Below are 17,129 nucleotides of genomic sequence, written 5' to 3' on the forward strand. Positions count from 1 at the left end.
TCTCCGGGTGATACCCGGACAGGACAGGTCACGGGCAGGCGCGCGCAAGCGCCGCCGGCGTGGCCTCGTTGTCGTCCCCTTTCCCGCCCTCCGCCACCACCGGGGCAGAGGTGTCTTCCCTGCCCCTCCTCACGAGGTCACACCCATGTCGCACGCTGCCGTCGTCTGCTCGAACCTGTCCTTCTCCTGGCCCGACGACACTCCCCTCTTCCACGACCTGTCCTTCAGCCTCGGCTCCGGCCGCACGGGCCTGGTCGCGCCCAACGGCACGGGCAAGAGCACGCTGATCAAACTCATCGCCGGTGAGCTGCGGCCCGGTGCCGGGTCCATCTCCGTGGCCGGCGGCCTCGGCTACCTCCCGCAGAGCCTCCCGCTGACGGGAGACCTCACGGTTGCCGAGGTGCTGGGCGTCGCCGCGGTCATCCAGGCCATCGACGCCGTCGCCTCCGGCGACGTCGACGAGAGGCACTTCACCGTCATCGGGGACGACTGGGACATCGAGGAACGCACCCGTGCCCAGCTCGACCGCCTCGGTCTGGCGGACCTCGCCCTCGACCGCCGGCTGCGCACCCTCAGCGGCGGCCAGGTCGTCTCCCTCGGCCTCGCCGCACAGTTGCTGAAGCGGCCCGACGTCCTGCTGCTCGACGAACCCACCAACAACCTCGACCTCGACGCCCGGCGCACGCTCTACGACGTGGTGGAGGACTTCACCGGCTGCCTGCTTCTGGTCAGCCACGACCGCGCGCTGCTCGACCGCATGGAACGCATCGCCGAACTCGAAGGGGACGATCTGCGCTTCCACGGCGGCGGCTTCACCGAGTACGAGGAAGCCGTGCGGGCCGAGCAGGAGGCCGCGGAGAGGAACCACCGCAATGCCGAGCAGGAGCTGAAGCGGGAGAAGCGGGAGATGCAGCTGGCCCGCGAGCGCGCCGAACGCCGGCAGAGCAACGCCGCCCGCAACCTGAAGAGCGCCGGTCTGCCCCGCATCTTCGCCGGCACCATGAAGCGGGGCGCACAGGAGTCCGCGGGCCGGGCGGGCCAGGTGCACGCCGGCCGGGTCAGCGAGGCGAAAGCCCGGCTGGACGAGTCAGGGCGGGCGCTGCGCGACGAGCAGCGCATCTCACTCGATCTGCCCGACACCCATGTGCCCGCCGGGCGCAACCTCTTCCTCGGCGAGCACCTTCGCGTCCGCCTCGGAGACAAGGACGTGTTCGCCGGCCACGGCGTCGACCTGTCGATCAGGGGGCCGGAGCGCGTCGCGTTGACCGGTCCCAACGGCGCCGGCAAAAGTACCCTGCTGCGCCTGCTGAGCGGCGACCTGGCTCCGCTCAGCGGCGAGGTCACGCGGGCCGACGGTCGTGTCGCCTACCTTTCGCAGCGCCTGGACCTGCTCGACCTGGACCGTACGGTCGCCGAGAACTTCGCCGACCACGCCCCGCAGCGGCCGGAGGCCGAGCGGATGAACCTGCTCGCCCGCTTCCTCTTCCGGGGGCCTCGCGCCCATCTGCCCGTGGGGGTGCTCTCCGGGGGCGAGCGGCTGCGCGCCACCCTGGCCTGTGTGCTCTGCGCGGAACCGGCGCCGCACCTGCTGCTCCTGGACGAGCCGACGAACAACCTCGACCTGGTCAGTGTCGGACAGCTGGAGAGCGCTCTCAGCTCCTACCAGGGGGCCTTCGTGGTGGTCAGCCACGACGAGCGGTTCCTGCGCGAGATCGGCGTCGACCGGTGGCTGCGCCTCACCGGCGGGGAGCTGACGGAGACCAGGGCACCCGAGGTGTGAGGAGCGCTCGTGCACGGAGGGCGCGGGACGTCCGACTCGGTGACCGCGCCGGCAGCCGGCCGGGCTCTGCCGGCCGCGGCGAGCGGACCGCGGCCCGCGGCGCTCACGCGCCGTCCCGCCGCCGCGCCCGCGTCCGGTCGCCGTGCTCGGCGACCGGGCCTTCCGCGGGACGATCAGGCCGTGCGCAGCAGCGCACCGCGTGCCTCCCCGAGCGCCGCCTCGCAGAGCACCGGCACCGGCACAACGATCCCGCACCGCCCGCACACCGGCCCCGAGCCGGGGTAGTGGTCGAGCCCGGTCCGCCACCGCAGCCGCTCCTCGCCGCAGACCGGGCATCCCGTTCCCGGCCCGGCGTCGATCGCCGCGATGAGGCGCCGCAGCACGTCGGCCAGCCGGGCGTCCGGGTGGACGCGGGGGTCCTCGCACCAGGCGACCCCGTTGCCGCCCCAGGTGCGCCGGTGCCAGTCGTCGAGCGCGCCGGGCTGCCGGATGCCGGAGTGCTTCTCCTCCTTGCGGCGGGCCGCGAACTCCCGCTCGTAGGCGAGCCATACCGCCCGCGCCTCCTCCAGTTCCGCGAGGGCCGCGAGGAGGCGGGCAGGGTCCGGCTCGCGGTCGTCGGGCGCGATCCCCGCGCCGGCGCACAGGTGGTCCCAGGTCGCGCGGTGCCCGTACGGCGCGAAGCGCTCGAGGCACCTGCGCAGGTAGGTGCGGCGCTGGGTGGGGGAGCGCCGGGGATCGCGCACCTGTCTGGCGAGGCTCCTGAATCCGGCCATGTGTGCCACCTCCGTCGTCGGTGTCGCATCGCTTTCGCATGGACGTAACGGACGGCGCTGCGGATCCATCCCCGGCCCGGCGGGTTCCGGCCGGGATGGCGTAGGGAAGCCGTCCTCGGCCCGAGACCGGCCCCTTCGCGCCACCGCTGCTGTTGCTGCAGGAGATCCAGAGCCCCGACATCGGTGCCCGCGGCGCCTCCTTCGCGGGCCTGAGCATCACGTGGAGCTGGCCGAGGCCAGGACCACGGGTGGAGCGCGACCACCTCGGCCAGGACGTCGCCGGCAGAACCGCCCCACCTACCAGCACACGGCGGCCGCCGTCTCCAAGAGGGGCCAGCCGTCGGCCTCCACCGCCCGCCTCTCCTCCGGCCGCCACCCCGGGCCGGCGCCGCATCGAGCAGCGCCCGGACGGCACCGGGCTCGAGCAGGTTCAGGTGTGCGCCCTGGGGTGAAGCCCACGTCCCCGGAGCCGAAGGGGCCCCGCCCGGGACTCACCGGCCGGGCCCGTCGACGAAGACAACCCGTCGCGCATGGCCCGTGCGGGCCGTGCGGGCCGGTGACCGTCCCACGGCATGCCGGGAGCCGGCCCGCGTGTAGCCCCTTCCCAAGGGCTGAGCGACCGCTTAGTCTGTGCCCCGGAGCCGTCCCGAGGCGAAGGAGACGCGATGGAAGCCCTGCGCGATGCCCGGGTGGTGGTCACCGGCGCCGGCGGCGGCATCGGGGCCGCGCTGGCCCGGGGGTTCGCGGCGCGGGGCGCCCGTGTCGCCGTCAACGACCTGGACGAGGCCGCCGCCAAGAGCGTCGCGGACGAGATCGGCGGCATCTGCGTCCCCGGGGACGCCTCGGTCGTGGTCGAGCCGGCCCGCGCGGCGCTCGGCGGGGGCGTCGACGTGTTCTGCGCCAACGCCGGCATCGGCAGCATGGCCGGGGCCGAGGTCGGCGACGCCGTCTGGGAGCGGGTCTGGGACGTCAACGTCATGGCGCACGTGCGCGCGGCCCGGGCGCTGCTCCCGCAGTGGCTGGAGCGCGGCGAGGGCCGCTTCGTCGCCACCGTCTCCGCCGCCGGGCTGCTGACCATGGTCGGCGACGCCCCGTACTCGGTCACCAAGCACGGCGCCCTCGCCTTCGCCGAGTGGCTCGCCGTCACCTACCGCCACCGGGGTGTGCGCGTCCACGCGGTCTGCCCCGAGGGCGTGCGCACCGGCATGCTGCGCGCGGCCGGGCCCGCGGGCGACCTCGTGCTCGCGCCCACGGCCATCGAACCGGAGGACGTCGCGGAGGCCGTGTTCCAGGGCATCGCCGACGAGCGCTTCCTGATCCTTCCGCATCCCGGGACGGGCGCCTACTACGCGGCCCGCGCCGGGGACACCGACCGCTGGATCGACGGCATGAACCGGGTGCAGCGGAAGCTGGAGGAGGGACCCGGCGCGTGAGCCCGGACGGCAGAGGGATCCGCGAGGTTGAGCGCGGCGCGAGGGGACGGCGGGGAAGCCGCGGGCGCGGAGGGAGGGGCCGCATACCGGTCGGTACGCTGTGCGGGCGCACCGGTACCGAGAGAGGGCAGGCCATGGCACGCAGCACCACCTCACCCAAGGCGACCGCGACCGCGGTACCCCAGCGGCTGCTCGCCGAGGCCACCCGCCTCTTCGCCGAGCGCGGATACGACCGGACGTCGGTGCAGGAGATCGTCGAGGCGGCCGGTGTCACCAAGGGCGCCCTGTACCACTACTTCGGCAGCAAGGACGACCTGCTGCACGAGATCTACGGGCGCGTGCTGCGGTTGCAGATGGAGCGCCTGGAGTCGATCGCAGGCAAGGAGGCGGCGCCGGTGGCCGAACGCCTGGTCGAGGCGGCCGCCGACGTGGTCGTCACCAGCATCGACAACCTGGACGACACCAAGATCTTCTTCCGGTCGATGCACCAGCTCAGCCCGGAGAAGCAGAAGGCAGTGCGGGCCGACCGCCGCCGCTACCACGAGAAGTTCCGCGCGCTGGTCGAGGAGGGGCAGCGAGAGGGCGTGTTCCGGCCGGAGGTGCGGCCGGACCTCGTCGTCGACTTCTTCTTCGGCGCCGTGCACCACCTCGGCACCTGGTACCGGAAGGGCGGGCCGCTGTCCGCCGGACAGGTGGCCGCCGACTTCGCGGACATGCTGCTGCACTCGGTGCGGCAGCCCTGACTCAACCGGGAGCAGACGCATGAAGGCATGGCGAGTGCACGAGAACGGGGAGCCTCGCGCGGCGATGCGCCTGGACGAGGTCGCCGACCCGCAGCCGGGCCCCGGTGAGCTGCTCCTGAAGGTCCGCGCCGCGAACGTCAACTTCCCCGACGCGCTGTTGTGCCGGGGGCACTACCAGGTGCGGCCGCCGCTGCCGTTCACCCCCGGCGTCGAGTTCTGCGGCGAGGTCGTCGCCGTGGGCGAGGGGGTCGCGGGGCACACGGTCGGCGACCGGGTCATCGCCCCCGCCGCACTGCCCGACGGCGCCTTCGCCGAACTCGCCGTCGTCCCGGCCGCGAAGGTTCTGCCGGCGCCCGCCGAGCTGGACGACGCCGAGGCCGCCGCCCTCCACATCGGCTACCAGACCGGCTGGTTCGGCCTGCACCGGCGGGCCGGGCTCCGCGAGGGCGAGACCCTGCTCGTGCACGCCGCCGCGGGGGGTGTCGGCAGTGCCGCCGTCCAGCTCGGCAAGGCGGCGGGCGCCACGGTCATCGGCGTGGTCGGCGGTCCGGAGAAGGCGAAGACGGCGCGGGAACTGGGTGCCGACGTCGTCGTGGACCGCACCCGCGAGGACTTCGTGGCCGTCGTCAAGGAGGCGACCGGCGGTCGCGGCGCCGACGTCGTGTACGACCCGGTGGGCGGCGACGCCTACACCCGGTCCACCAAGTGCGTCGCCTTCGAGGGCCGCATCCTGGTCGTCGGCTTCGCCAGCGGCACGATCGCCGCTCCAGGCCTCAACCACGCCCTGGTCAAGAACTACTCCGTCGTCGGCCTGCACTGGGGCCTGTACAACACCCACGACCCCGCCGCCGTACGCCGCTGCCACGAGGAACTCTCCCGCCTCGCCGCGCGGGGCGCGGTCAGGCCCCTGGTCAGCGAACGCCTCCCGCTGGCGGACGCGGCCGACGCGGTCCAGCGGGTCGCGGACGGCGCGACGACCGGCCGCGTGGTGGTCGTCCCGCGCTGACGGCGTACCGCACGCGTCGTCGGCGTGCGTCCGCACGCCGCCGCTGATGCCGCTGACAGGACGAGGGATGCGGCGGGGAGGGGACGGCAGGTGGTCGGCTGTCCCGCCGTCTCGCGGCCGAAGGGCGCGCGACGGCGGGACACCGCGGCTCCCCGGGACCAGGGTCTCGGGGAGCCGAGCGGCGGAGGCGGGGTCAGGCGTCCCGGGCGTACCGCTTCAGTTCGCGGCGGGCCAGGGAGCGTTTGTGGACCTCGTCGGGTCCGTCGGCCAACCGCAGCGTGCGGGCCGCCGCGTACAGCTCCGCCAGCGGGAAGTCCTGGCTGACGCCGCCTGCGCCGTGCAGCTGGATGGCGCGGTCCAGGATGAACCCGACCTTCTCGGGGGTGGCGATCTTGATGGCCTGGATCTCGGTGTGGGCGCCCCGGTTGCCGACGGTGTCCATCAGCCAGGCGGTCTTGAGCACCAGCAGCCGCAGCTGCTCGATCTCCACCCGGGCCTCGGCGATCCACTGCTGCACGACGCCCTGCTCGGCCAGCGGCTTGCCGAAGGCCACTCGTTCCGTGGCGCGCCGGCACATCAGCTCCACCGCCCGCTCGGCCATGCCGATCAGCCGCATGCAGTGGTTGATGCGGCCCGGCCCCAGACGCGCCTGGGCGATGGCGAAGCCGCCGCCCTCCTCGCCGATCAGATGGTCCACGGGGACCCGCACGTCCTGGAAGACCACCTCGGCATGGCCGCCGTGGTCCCCGTCGTCGTAGCCGAACACCCTCATGCCGCGGCGCACTTCGAGACCGGGGGTGTCGCGCGGCACCAGCACCATGCTCTGCCGGCGGTGCCGGTCGGCGGCAGGGTCGGTCCGGCCCATGACGATGAGGATCCGGCAGCGCGGGTTCATGGCCCCGGAGATGTACCACTTGCGGCCGTTGATGACGTACTCGTCGCCGACCCGCTCGATGCGCGTCTCGATGTTGGTCGCGTCGGAGGAGGCGACGTCGGGTTCGGTCATCGCGAAGGCCGAGCGGATCTCGCCCGCGAGCAGCGGCTCCAGCCAGGTCTTGCGCTGCTCCTCGGTGCCGAACTCGTTGAGCAGCTCCATGTTGCCGGTGTCCGGCGCGGCGCAGTTGAGGGCCGGCGGCGCGAGGTGCGGGCTGCGGCCGGTGATCTCGGCCAGGGGCGCGTACTGCAGATTGGTCAGCCCGGCGCCGCGCTCGCCGGGGAGGAAGAGGTTCCACAGCCCCCGCTCGCGGGCCTTCGCCTTCAGCTCCTCCACGACCGGCGGTGCGCTCCACACGGCCTCTTTCTCGGCCGTCTCGCGCTGCCGCCGGAAGACCGGTTCGGCCGGGTACACCTGCTCGTCCATGAACGCGAGCAGCCGCCCGCGCAGTTCCTCGGTCCTGGCGTCGTAACCGAAGTCCACGGCTCAGCCTCCCTGCTGAAGTGCCCGCAGGCCGTTGTCGATGAAGGCCGGCACCAGGGCGCCGATCCGGTCGAAGCCGGCGCCCAGGGTCCGGCCGATGGTGTAGCGGTAGTGGATGCCCTCGAGGATGACCGCGAGCTTGAAGTAGGCGAAGGCGGTGTACCAGTCGAGCGAGGACACGTCGCGTCCGGAGCCGGCGGCGTAGCGCTCGACCAGCTCGGCCGGTGAGGGGTGGCCGGGCGCGCCCCCGGTGGCGGAGACCGGGGTGCCCGGGGTCGGGCGCAGTTCGCTGTACATGACCAGGAGGCCCAGGTCGGTGAGCGGGTCGCCGAGGGTTGACATCTCCCAGTCGAGGACGGCCCGGACGGTGTCGTCGGCGCCGATGAGAACGTTGTCGAGCCGGTAGTCGCCGTGCACGACCGCCGGGGGCGCGGAGGCGGGCAGGCGCGTGCCGAGCAGCGCCGCGAGCTCGTCGACGCCGGCCAGCTCGCGGCTGCGGGAGGCGTCGAGCTGCTTGCCCCAGCGGCGCAGCTGCCGCTCGAGGAAGCCCTCGGGCCGGCCGAAGCCGTCCAGCCCTGCCGCACGGGGGTCCACACGGTGCAGCGCCACGAGGGTGTCCACCAGCCGCAGCACGACGTCCCGGGTGCGCTCAGGCCCGAGCGCCGCGAGCTGCCGCTCGGTGCGGTAGGGCGTTCCCTCGACGAAGTCCATGACGTAGAAGGGCGCGCCGATGACCGAGGGGTCCTCGCAGAGCAGCACGGCTCCCGGAACGGGGACGGGGGTGTCGCGCAGGGCGCTGATCACGCGGTGTTCGCGGGCCATGTCGTGGGCCGTCGCCAGGACGTGGCCGAGCGGGGGACGCCGCACGACCCAGCGGGAGACGTTGTCGGTCACCGTGTAGGTCAGGTTCGACCGGCCGCCCTTGATGAGCTCGCCCTCGAGTGCTCCCGCCGTCAGCCCGGGCCGCCCGGCGTCGAGGTGCCGCCGCAGCCGTTCCAGGTCGAGCCCTGGTGGGTTCTGCGTCCCGCTCATCATCGCTCCTCGCGCCGTCGAAGCCGTCCCAGCAATCATGCCGACCAGTCGGTATGTCGTCCAGCGCGGCGCATGCCGGTCGAGCGCTGTCCGCACACCCGGATCACGCCCAAGACCGTTCCCTGCCGCCGGGGCGATGACACCGCGCGCACCCGGTGCTCTTCGGACGGGGTGGTGAACGGCGGTACCCGCCGCGGGTGCGCCGCCGTTGTGCTCGCCGTGGCGCCTGCCCCCGGGGCGCGGCCCTGCCCGCGGACGCCGGTGCCGACCATGGGCCTCGCGGCACCGGGCGCCGCCGCCGGCCGCACCGGGCGGCCGGACTCCCGGGGGCGCGCTCTGGGCGACCGCCCGGCTGCGTCCCGGCGCCGCCCGCGCGCCTCCGCAGGACCGGCGTAGCGCCGCCGACCTGCGCGTTCTTGACGTGCGGGAGGGGGTCCACCTAGGGTCGCGTTCTAGTGGACGCATGTAGTTCACATATATGAACGCTAGGGGGCGTGCAGTGGCACAGCAGAAGGACCTGACGATCACCGGGGTGAGCCTCACCCCGGTCCTCATCTCCGACCCGCCGCTGCTCAACACCCAGGGCGTGCACCAGCCCTACACCCCGCGCCTGATCGTCGAGGTGACCACCGCGGGCGGCGTGAGCGGCGTCGGGGAGACCTACGGCGACACCCGCTACCTGGACCTCGCGCGGCCGCTGGCGGAGGCCCTGGCGGGCTGCCGCGTCGACGACCTCAACAACCTGCCGACCCTCGCGGCGCTGGTGTGCCCGACGCCAGAGGCGACCACGGACGCCGTCGACGCCGGCGGCCTGCGCGGCGTCCAGACCGCCGACAAGCTGCTGCTCTCCGTGGTGTCGGCCTTCGAGGTGGCCTGTCTGGACGCTTTCGGCAAGGTGCTCGGGCTGCCCGTCCACGCCCTGCTCGGCGGGAAGGTCCGCGACACCGTCGACTACAGCGCCTACCTCTTCTACCGCTGGGCCGAGCACCCCGGCGGCCAGGGTCCCAAGGACGACTGGGGCGCCGCGCTGGACCCGGCCGGGGTGGTCGCGCAGGCCCGCAGGATGGTGCGTGAGCACGGCTTCACCTCGTTCAAGCTCAAGGGCGGGGTCTTCGCGCCCGAGCAGGAGATCGCCGCCGTACGGGCCCTGGCCCGGGAGTTCCCAGGGCATCCGCTGCGGCTCGACCCCAACGGCGCCTGGTCGGTGGAGACCTCGCTGCACGTGGCGCGGGAGCTCGGCGACGTCCTCGAGTACCTGGAGGACCCGGCCGCGGGCACCGCCGCGATGGCCGAGGTGTCCGCCGGCACCGACGTGCCGCTCGCCACCAACATGTGCGTGACGACCTTCCCCGAGATCGCCGAGGCCTTCGCCAAGGACGCGGTCCAGATCGTGCTCTCCGACCACCACTACTGGGGCGGGTTGCGCAACACCCGTGCACTGGCCGCGATCTGCCGTACCTTCGGGGTCGGCCTGTCGATGCACTCCAACACGCACCTGGGCATCAGCCTCGCCGCCATGACGCACGTCGCCGCCACGGTGCCCGACCTGCACCACGCCTGCGACTCGCACTACCCCTGGCAGACCGAGGACGTCATCACCACCCGCCACGAGTTCCGCGGCGGCCGGCTGCCCGTGTCCGACGAGCCCGGCCTGGGGGTCGAACTGGACCGGACGGCCCTGCGCATGCTCCACCAGCGCTGGCTGGAGGACGACGGCGCCTTCCACGAGAGGGACGACGCCGCCGCCATGCGCAGGGCCGAGCCCGGTTGGGTCACCCGCCGCTGGTGACCCGGGCGGGGCTCAGGCCAGGCACTCCGGGACCCGGCCGCCGTTGAGCACGGCCATGTCGGTGATCACCGGCGGAAGGTCGAGGGGCGACCCGAGCGGCAGGCCGTCCAGCTCCGCGTACGCGCGGTGCAGGTTGGCGACCAGCCGCTCCGGCTCGCGCAGCGTCGCGAACCCGCCGAGATCGGCCGCCCGCGCCACCTCCAACGGCGTCCGCCCCGCCTTGTGGCCCTCGGCCGCCAGCTCGGTCACGAAGCGCAGGTAGCCCTCGACGGTGGCGTACACGGAGGGGTCGCAGATGCCGCCGTGGCCCGGCACGACGATCTCGGCGTCCAGCGAGCGCAGCACGTCCAGCGCGCGCAGCGAGCCCGCGAGCGAGCCCATAGGGACGAACGGCGCGCCGCCGTTGAAGACGAGGTCGCCGGTGAAGACGACCTTGCGGCCCGGGAGCCAGACGATCGTGTCGCCGAGGGTGTGCGCCACCCCGGGGTGCAGGAGCTGCACCTCCTCCTCGCCGACGTGGAGGGTCAGCCGGTCCTCGTAGGTGACCGTCGCCGGGATCACCGGCACCTCGCCGTACTCGACGTCCGGCCAGATCGCGTGCAGTTGGTGGCCGGCCGCGACCTGCTCGGTGACGCACGCGGTGTGGCCGACGATCCGGGCCCCCTGCGCGAAGACGCTGTTGCCGTAGGTGTGGTCGCCGTGGTGGTGGGTGTTGACCACGTGCGCCGGCATCGGGGCGCCGGAGGCGAGGAGGGCGTCGCGCAGCATCAGCGCCCGGCGCTCGGTGGCGGCGGTGTCGATCAGCAGCGTGGTGCTCCCGTCGGTCACCCAGCCCGCGTTGTTCAGGCACCAGCCCCCGTCCGGCTGTACGTAGGCGTGGACCCCGGGAGCGACTTCGCGGGTGAACGGATGCTCGGTGTGCAGCTGTGACATTTTCACGCCTTTCCCTGGTCAGACGCATGGAACGTATCAGGGCGGGGTGTACCGGCGGTGACGCGGGGGAGTCGCCGCCACGGCGTGCGGGAGCCCCGGTGCGGGTGCCTCTGCGGGAGTTCCAGCGCGGGGGTCTCAGCGGGGGAGCGCGGCCAGGGCGCGCTCGGAGATCTGCCCGGGGTCGCCGCCGATCGCGACGACGGCGCCGGCCTCGTCGGCCTCCAGGGGCTCGAGCGCCTCGAGCTGCGAGCGCAGCAGCCCGGCGGGCATGAAGTGCCCCGTCCGCGCCGCCAGACGCGCGGCGATCAGTTCCTCGGAGCCGTCGAGGTGGAGGAAGAAGAGCCCGGGGCTGTCCTTGCGGAGCCGGTCGCGGTAACGGCGTCGCAGTGCCGAGCAGCTGACCACGCCGCCCCGGTCGCCGCGCCCGGTGATCCAGGCCGCGATGGCGTCCAGCCAGGGCGCCCGGTCCTCGTCGTCCAGGGGGTGCCCGGCCGACATCTTGGCGATGTTGGCGGGCGGGTGGAAGTCGTCCGCCTCGGCGTACGGGACGCCCAGCCGCTCCGCGAGCAGCCCGCCGACGGTGGACTTGCCCGAACCGGACACGCCCATCACCACGACCACGGGCAGGTGCGGGCCCGCCTGGTCTGCCTCGTTCACCACAGGTGCCTCCTCGTACGTCCGTGACCGCCCAGGTAACGCCATAGGTACTACGTGATCAAGCGGTCTCCGGAAAATCATCATACGAAAGAGGAATCCGCGTAGGGTGTCGCCCATGGATCGGCCCACCACACAGCGGCCCGCGGACCGGCAGGGAGAACGCGGCGGTCTGCACGCCCGGGTCCTGGCGGAGCTCGGGCCCGCCATCGCCTCGGGCGCGTATCCGTCCGGCACGGTGCTGCGCATCGACGAGCTGGAGCGGCGCTACGGCGTCTCCCGCACGGTGGTCCGCGAGGCCGTACGCGTCCTGGAGGCCATGCACCTCGTCGAGTCGCGGCGCCGGGTCGGCATCACGGTGCGCCGCACCGAGGAGTGGAACGTCTTCGACCCCGCCGTCATCCGCTGGCGCCTGGCCGGGGTGGACCGGCCCCGGCAACTGCGTTCGCTCACCACGCTCCGCACCGCCGTCGAGCCCGTCGCCGCCGGTCTGGCGGCGGCCGCGGCGACCCCCGGGCAGTGCCGCGAACTGACCGTCCGCGCCGCCGAGATGGCCGCGGCCGGGCGGGCGGCCGACCTGGACGCCTACCTGGTGCACGACGTGGCCTTCCACCGCGCGGTGCTCACCGCGTCCGGCAACGAGATGTTCGCCCGCCTCGGCGACGTGGTCGCCGAGGTGCTGACCGGGCGCACCGAGCACCACGTCATGTTCAGCGCGCCCGACCCCGAGGCGGTCACCCTCCATGTCCGGGTCGCCGAGGCGGTCCGCGCCCGCGACGCGGAGTCCGCGGAGCGCCTGATGCGGGAGATCTGCGTCGGCGCGCTGCGCGAGCTCGACGTCCTGTCGCCCTGAGCGCGTCCCCGGTGCCCCGCGGCGGCGGGGGCCGAGAACGGGGTCAGCGGGTGGGGCCCGCGTGGCGGAGGATGGCGTCCACCACCTCCTGCGGGGTCTGAAGGGAGATGCGCAGCCACAGGCCGATGCGAGGGGTGCCCGCCCGCAGGGCGCGGTCGAGGTCCACCGGCGTCCACGCGCCGTAGGTCCGTCGGGCCCGCCCGTCCCGTCCCGTCCCGCCGCGCGGGCGGTGATCACCTCCGGCGAGGGCGCGAGGAGCACGATGTGCGGGGGCGGGTGCGCAACAAGGCGACGGCGTGCGCCGGTTCGTCACCTGAGGATGACGTCCTGCCGGACGGGGGCGAACCCGAACCGCCGCGTAGGCGTCCGCGCTCGACACCGCGAGGGAGTGCCGCAACCGCAGCTGCCGCAGCGCCTCGCCGGTCAGCGCCGCGAGGTCGCCGGAACCGTCGCCGGGCAGCGTCTCGGCCCGCCCGCCGACGATCATCCGCCGGGACCCGTCACCCCGGACGTGCGCCGAGCGGTGCAGCCGCTCGGCCGGCGCCTGCGCCACGGTGGACTTCCCCGACGCGGGGATCCCGGCGATCAGGGGCATCGCTCGTACGTCAACGCCGTGTGCCCTCTCCGTCGCGGCGCCGGATGCCGCACGACGGCCAGGTCGACCCTATGTTCGGAACACGTCAAGCGAAACGCTCCGGCGGGCCGAAAACCGGATGACCGGCAGGCGCCGGACTGCTGCACTGGAACGCATGACGACCGTGCCGGACGCCCCGCCGCCCCAGCCGTACCGCTGGGCCCTGTCACGCACGCGCGGCGGGGCGCCGCCGGACCGGCTGGGCAGCCTCGTTGAGGGCGCCACGCGTCCTGGCCTGTGGTATCTGCCCGAACTGACCGTGTGCACCGGAAAGGTGCTCGCCCGCTCGGGCGGCGCCGATCTGTGCTTCGTCGGACGCTCCCTGGACAGCATGTACGACCTGCTCACCGGGGCCTTCGAGGGCACCACCCGTCAGGGGCTGTCGCGGCGCCTGCCGCTGTCGCTGCGCCCGCGTCCGGAACCGGGGCCCGCCCACACGGCCCGCCTGCGCGAGCACCTCGGCGCGGCCGGGCTCGCGCCGCACGACCTGGCCCGCCGGTCCCGACCGGTCGCGCTGGTCGACCTCGTCTCCGGTGGGGGGACGTACGACAGCCTGTTCGCCGCTCTCGCCGGCTGGGTGCGCGAGAGCCGGGAGCCATGGCCGGTGGTCCGGCGCAAGCTGCGCTTCGTCGGGGTGACGTCCCGCCGGCGAACCAGCCCCACCACGTGGCGCTGGCGGCAGCACACCGCGGGAGACTGGGCGCGGTCCTTGCCCTCGGGGCACGTCACCGGGGTGTCCCTGGACCCGTGGGTGTGGTCGTACCTGGGGAACGACCAGCCCAAACTGCAGCCGTCGTTTCCGCCGAGGCGCTGGTTCGACGCGTACGCCGCGGAGCCCTGGCACGGGCCGGAGCTCCCGGCGGCGCTGGCCGAGTCGCTGGCCCTGGTCGAGGCGGGTCGCGGACGGGCGGTGCGCGAGGAACTGGTGCGGGTGATCTCACGGGAGCCCGGCTTCGCCGACCGCGAGGTCCGCGCCCTCGTCACCCCGCTGCGGGGCCTGACGCCCCCGTGCTCCCGCCCGGACGCCGGTTCCCGTGCCCGTTCCGGCCCGGGACGGCGTCAGCGGTCGTCGGCGGGGTATTCCATGATCGGGCGCAGTCGTTCGAGCAGGGCGTAGAGGGCAGCCTGCTCGGTTTCGTCCAAGGAGTCCAGTGCCGCGTGGGTGGCCCGCATCTCCTGGTGGACGTGGAGGATGGTCTCGCGTCCGCGTTCGGTGCGGACGACGTTCTTGACCCGACGGTCGGTGGGGCTCGGCTCACGGAGGACGAAGCCGTGTGCCTGGAGCCGGTCCACGATGCCGGTGACGTTGGACGCGTCGCACGCGAGCCGCTCGGCCAGAGCGTGCATGGACAGCGGGCCGTCGAGCTGGGCGAGCACCTTGGCCTGCATGGAGGTGAGCCCGTGCCGGGCGGCCGCGGCGGCGAAGTCCTGCCCCTGGGCGGCGCCGACGGCGGCGAGCAGTTCCAGCAGCTCGGTCATGGTGGGCTGCGCGGCGGTCGGGGTGCCCATGTCCGCGAGTCTACGCAACGGGCCGAGACGGCGGACCGTCGGCGCGGCCCCTCGAAGCGGCCGCCCTCAGCGCGGGCCGAGGAACACCAGCAGCGCGCCCGTGACGGCCAGGACCAGTACGCACAGCACCGCCCACGACGCCCGTGCGGCCCGCAGCGTGCCGGGCCGCCGCGCGCCCAGCGCGGTGATCCGCCGTTGAGCGGTCACGGTGAACGCCAGCCATGCCGCCGCGCACAGGGAGAGCCCCAGCAGGTCGGCCGGCGATCCCCCGTGCAGCACCGCCGCACGCCCGGCCAGCAGCGCCGCCACCGCGAAGGCGAGCGTGGTGCGGCGCCAGGCCAGCCGGGTCCGCTCGGGCTGCAGGCCCGGGTCCCGCGGCGTGTCGCCACCGGGGGCGGCCATCAGCCCGCCCACCCCAGCGTCGCGGTGAGCAGCATGGCCACCGCCACCGCCGCCACCAGCACGGCCAGCGCAGCGGGGAAACGCGAGACCGGCAGGTCCTCCCCGCGCCGCATCGCCCGCTCGCAGCGCACCCAGTGGTTCACCGCACGGATCGCGCACATCGCGCCGCCGACCACCAGCACCACCGCCAGCGTCACCCGGACCGGCCGGCGCAGGTCGCGGAGGAACTGGTCGACCGCGAACCCGCCGCCCACCAGCGCGAGCGCGGTGCGCAGCCAGGCGAGGAAGGTCCGCTCGTTGGCGAGCGAGAACCGGTAGTCGGGCGTCGTCCCCTCGTCCCGTACCCGGGTCGGGGCGAACCACAAGGCGACCGCCCCGGCCGCGGCCCGCACACGATTGATCACCGCACCACACTACCGAGCGCCGGGCGGCCGGGCGCGCCTGCGAGGTCCCGGGACGCGGCGACCCAGGCAGGCGCGCAACCTGTATCAATCGATCCAGAAATGTTATTCGCGCCGCAGGAGGAGGCGAGGGGGGAGCTGTCCGCCGACAAGCAGCCGGTGGAGCTCGCCCGCTTCCTCACCACCTTCATCCAAGGCTTGCGCGTCGTCGGCCGGGCCGGCCTCGGCCGGGCCTTCGTCGAGGACGCCGTCGACACCGCCCTGCGCTCCCTGGACTGATCGCGCCGCACCGCCCGGAACCGGGGCGGCACCCGGCGGTGTCCCCCTCCCCATGGGACCGATCGTCACCGTCATCCGGAGACTCGCGCTGTTCGGCTGGACGGAGGCACGCTGCTGCGCCTTCGCCGTCGCGCTGATGGCGGGCGTGGCCGGCTCGCGGCTGCTGCCCCCGCTGCCCGTCGCCCGCTACGACCTGCTGCTGTGCTACTGCGTGGCGCTCAGCGCGCTGTTCTGGGCCCTCGGCTGGGAGCGCGGCCGGGACGTCGCCGTCATCGCGGTGTGCCACGCCGTCGGGCTGCTCTTCGAACTCGTCAAGGTGCGCCTGGGCTCCTGGAGCTACCCCGAACCCGCGCTCACCAAGTTCGGCGGCGTCCCGCTGTACGGGGGCTTCCTCTACGCCGCCGTCGGCAGCTATGTGTGCGCCGCCTGGCGGCTGTTCGCACTGGGCCTGACCGGTTACCGCCGCCGGGCCATGACGATCCTGGCCGCGGCGGTGTACCTCAACTTCTTCACGCACCACTGGCTGCCCGACGCGCGGTGGCTGCTGGCCGTCCTGCTGCTGTGGGCCACCGCCGGCACCTGGGTGCACTACACGGTCGACGGGGTGCGCCTTCGGATGCCGCTCGCGCTCGCCTTCGTCCTCATCGGCTTCTTCCTCTGGGTCGCGGAGAACGCCGCCACCTACGTCGGCGCCTGGCGCTACCCCGGCCAGGAGCACGGGTGGGTGCCGGTCTCGCTCGCCAAGTTCGGCGCCTGGGCGCTGCTGATAAGCGTCACCTTCGTCGTCGCCACGCGCGCAGCCGCTCCCACGCCTCCAGGCCGTCGGGCACCCAGTCCCGCTCCGGCAGGAGGCGCTCCAGTTCCTCCTCCGTCACGAAGTCGTGCCAGGCGACCTCTTCTGCCTGCGGCGCGACCGGCAGGTCGCAGCGCACCTCGTACACCCGGGACCACCAGGTGTGACCCGCCGCCGCCCCCGTCCCCTCGTACAGGAAGCTGAACAGCGGCGTCGGCAGCGGCAGTCCCGAGACCCCCAGCTCCTCCTCCGCCTCACGCAGCGCCGCGTCGTCGTACTCCTCGCCCGCGCCCACCACACCGCCGACGAACATGTCGTGGAGGGAGGGGAAGACCAGCTTGTCCGCGGTGCGGCGGTGCACGAACACCCGGCCCTCGGCGTCCCTCGCCAGCACGAAGACGCAGCGGTGCCGCAGGCGGCGCGCGGTGGCCTCGCCACGCGTCGCGCGGCCGACCACCCGGTCCCGCTCGTCCACGATGTCCAGCAGCTCGTCCGCCGAGCGCGCGGCGTCCTCCACGTGCCTGCTCTCCCTTCGCACATGCGCACAAGGCCGTCGCGGGTACGGCTCCGCGGAGCCCCCATGGCGTCCTCCAGGCGTTCCATGATCGGCCCACGGCACGGTCCGGCCAAGTCCTCCGCGGTCGCGGCCCCGGCCCCGCACGTCCGTCGCGCCGTCCGCGGCAGTGTCCGACCCCGCA

General features: G+C 73.9%; 18 protein-coding genes and 2 pseudogenes. 10 read left to right on the forward strand and 10 right to left on the reverse strand.

Annotated elements, in window-relative coordinates; genetic code table 11:
• Positions 1 to 145: 145 nt before the first annotated feature.
• Complete coding sequence (locus AC3ET4_RS05740; RefSeq protein WP_431946576.1) at positions 146 to 1,780, forward strand: ABC-F family ATP-binding cassette domain-containing protein; 1,635 nt, start codon at positions 146 to 148, stop codon at positions 1,778 to 1,780.
• Between the two features lie 173 nt (positions 1,781 to 1,953).
• Here AC3ET4_RS05740 and AC3ET4_RS05745 read toward each other — a convergent pair whose 3' ends face one another.
• Positions 1,954 to 2,553: a hypothetical protein gene (locus AC3ET4_RS05745; protein ID WP_431946578.1), complete on the reverse strand. Its 600-nt coding sequence runs from the start codon at positions 2,551 to 2,553 to the stop codon at positions 1,954 to 1,956.
• Positions 2,554 to 2,672: 119 nt separating this feature from the next.
• On the opposite strand from AC3ET4_RS05745, the pseudogene AC3ET4_RS05750 reads away from it, so the two are divergent.
• The 4 genes and pseudogenes from AC3ET4_RS05750 to AC3ET4_RS05765 form a co-directional block, all read left to right on the forward strand.
• Positions 2,673 to 2,826, forward strand: a pseudogene (locus AC3ET4_RS05750) (penicillin acylase family protein); the annotation flags it as partial.
• A gap of 392 nt (positions 2,827 to 3,218) precedes the next feature.
• The gene (locus tag AC3ET4_RS05755; protein ID WP_431946580.1) at positions 3,219 to 3,986 is read left to right on the forward strand and encodes an SDR family oxidoreductase; all 768 of its coding nucleotides are present in this window, start codon (positions 3,219 to 3,221) and stop codon (positions 3,984 to 3,986) included.
• A 134-nt stretch (positions 3,987 to 4,120) separates the two neighbouring features.
• Positions 4,121 to 4,729 (forward strand): TetR/AcrR family transcriptional regulator, encoded by a 609-nt coding sequence (locus AC3ET4_RS05760; protein WP_431946582.1) that lies wholly within the window; start codon positions 4,121 to 4,123, stop codon positions 4,727 to 4,729.
• 19 nt (positions 4,730 to 4,748) lie between these two features.
• Positions 4,749 to 5,735, forward strand: a complete 987-nt coding sequence (locus AC3ET4_RS05765) for an NADPH:quinone oxidoreductase family protein (protein ID WP_431946584.1) — start codon at positions 4,749 to 4,751, stop codon at positions 5,733 to 5,735.
• Positions 5,736 to 5,928: 193 nt separating this feature from the next.
• Here AC3ET4_RS05765 and AC3ET4_RS05770 read toward each other — a convergent pair whose 3' ends face one another.
• Positions 5,929 to 7,152: an acyl-CoA dehydrogenase family protein gene (locus tag AC3ET4_RS05770; RefSeq protein ID WP_431946586.1), complete on the reverse strand. Its 1,224-nt coding sequence runs from the start codon at positions 7,150 to 7,152 to the stop codon at positions 5,929 to 5,931.
• Between the two features lie 3 nt (positions 7,153 to 7,155).
• Positions 7,156 to 8,184 carry a phosphotransferase family protein gene (locus AC3ET4_RS05775; protein ID WP_431946588.1) on the reverse strand — a complete coding sequence of 343 codons (1,029 nt, stop codon included), beginning with the start codon at positions 8,182 to 8,184 and terminating at the stop codon, positions 7,156 to 7,158.
• 478 nt (positions 8,185 to 8,662) lie between these two features.
• Here AC3ET4_RS05775 and AC3ET4_RS05780 point away from each other — a divergent pair, with 478 nt between their 5' ends.
• Positions 8,663 to 9,973, forward strand: coding sequence for a glucarate dehydratase family protein (locus AC3ET4_RS05780; protein WP_431946590.1), 1,311 nt, complete (start codon positions 8,663 to 8,665; stop codon positions 9,971 to 9,973).
• Positions 9,974 to 9,985: 12 nt separating this feature from the next.
• Here AC3ET4_RS05780 and AC3ET4_RS05785 read toward each other — a convergent pair whose 3' ends face one another.
• A complete protein-coding gene (locus tag AC3ET4_RS05785) occupies positions 9,986 to 10,906 on the reverse strand; it encodes an MBL fold metallo-hydrolase (RefSeq protein WP_431946592.1) in 921 nt (306 codons plus the stop codon).
• Positions 10,907 to 11,041: 135 nt separating this feature from the next.
• Positions 11,042 to 11,515, reverse strand: coding sequence for a gluconokinase (locus tag AC3ET4_RS05790; RefSeq protein ID WP_431946692.1), 474 nt, complete (start codon positions 11,513 to 11,515; stop codon positions 11,042 to 11,044).
• Between the two features lie 163 nt (positions 11,516 to 11,678).
• On the opposite strand from AC3ET4_RS05790, the gene AC3ET4_RS05795 reads away from it, so the two are divergent.
• Positions 11,679 to 12,413 carry a FadR/GntR family transcriptional regulator gene (locus AC3ET4_RS05795; RefSeq protein ID WP_431946594.1) on the forward strand — a complete coding sequence of 245 codons (735 nt, stop codon included), beginning with the start codon at positions 11,679 to 11,681 and terminating at the stop codon, positions 12,411 to 12,413.
• Positions 12,414 to 12,456: 43 nt separating this feature from the next.
• Here the strand turns inward: AC3ET4_RS05795 and AC3ET4_RS05800 are convergent, their stop codons facing one another.
• Complete coding sequence (locus tag AC3ET4_RS05800) at positions 12,457 to 13,008, reverse strand: nucleoside/nucleotide kinase family protein (protein WP_431946596.1); 552 nt, start codon at positions 13,006 to 13,008, stop codon at positions 12,457 to 12,459.
• 154 nt (positions 13,009 to 13,162) lie between these two features.
• Between AC3ET4_RS05800 and AC3ET4_RS05805 the strand changes: the two genes are divergently transcribed.
• Positions 13,163 to 14,164, forward strand: coding sequence for a hypothetical protein (locus AC3ET4_RS05805; protein WP_431946598.1), 1,002 nt, complete (start codon positions 13,163 to 13,165; stop codon positions 14,162 to 14,164).
• Here AC3ET4_RS05805 and AC3ET4_RS05810 read toward each other — a convergent pair.
• The 3 genes from AC3ET4_RS05810 to AC3ET4_RS05820 all read right to left on the reverse strand — a co-directional run bounded on the left by AC3ET4_RS05810 (position 14,107) and on the right by AC3ET4_RS05820 (position 15,362).
• Positions 14,107 to 14,556, reverse strand: coding sequence for a MarR family winged helix-turn-helix transcriptional regulator (locus tag AC3ET4_RS05810; protein WP_431946600.1), 450 nt, complete (start codon positions 14,554 to 14,556; stop codon positions 14,107 to 14,109). The two genes, AC3ET4_RS05805 and AC3ET4_RS05810, sit on opposite strands and share 58 nt — an antisense overlap.
• Before the next feature lie 66 nt (positions 14,557 to 14,622).
• Complete coding sequence (locus AC3ET4_RS05815; RefSeq protein ID WP_431946602.1) at positions 14,623 to 14,958, reverse strand: DUF202 domain-containing protein; 336 nt, start codon at positions 14,956 to 14,958, stop codon at positions 14,623 to 14,625.
• On the reverse strand, positions 14,958 to 15,362 hold the full coding sequence (locus tag AC3ET4_RS05820; RefSeq protein WP_431946604.1) for a YidH family protein: 405 nt from the start codon (positions 15,360 to 15,362) through the stop codon (positions 14,958 to 14,960). Before AC3ET4_RS05820 ends, AC3ET4_RS05815 begins: the two co-directional genes overlap by 1 nt.
• A 99-nt stretch (positions 15,363 to 15,461) precedes the next feature.
• Between AC3ET4_RS05820 and AC3ET4_RS05825 the strand changes: the two genes are divergently transcribed.
• Both AC3ET4_RS05825 and AC3ET4_RS05830 read left to right on the forward strand, forming a co-directional pair.
• Positions 15,462 to 15,638: a hypothetical protein gene (locus tag AC3ET4_RS05825; RefSeq protein WP_431946606.1), complete on the forward strand. Its 177-nt coding sequence runs from the start codon at positions 15,462 to 15,464 to the stop codon at positions 15,636 to 15,638.
• A gap of 52 nt (positions 15,639 to 15,690) precedes the next feature.
• Positions 15,691 to 16,464 (forward strand): annotated as a pseudogene (locus tag AC3ET4_RS05830) (DUF817 domain-containing protein); the annotation flags it as partial.
• On the opposite strand, the gene AC3ET4_RS05835 reads toward AC3ET4_RS05830, so the two are convergent.
• Positions 16,412 to 16,948: an NUDIX hydrolase gene (locus AC3ET4_RS05835; protein WP_431946608.1), complete on the reverse strand. Its 537-nt coding sequence runs from the start codon at positions 16,946 to 16,948 to the stop codon at positions 16,412 to 16,414. The pseudogene AC3ET4_RS05830 and the gene AC3ET4_RS05835 sit on opposite strands and share 53 nt — an antisense overlap.
• Positions 16,949 to 17,129 lie beyond the last annotated feature (181 nt).

It is taken from the genome of Actinacidiphila sp. bgisy167, assembly GCF_057707665.1.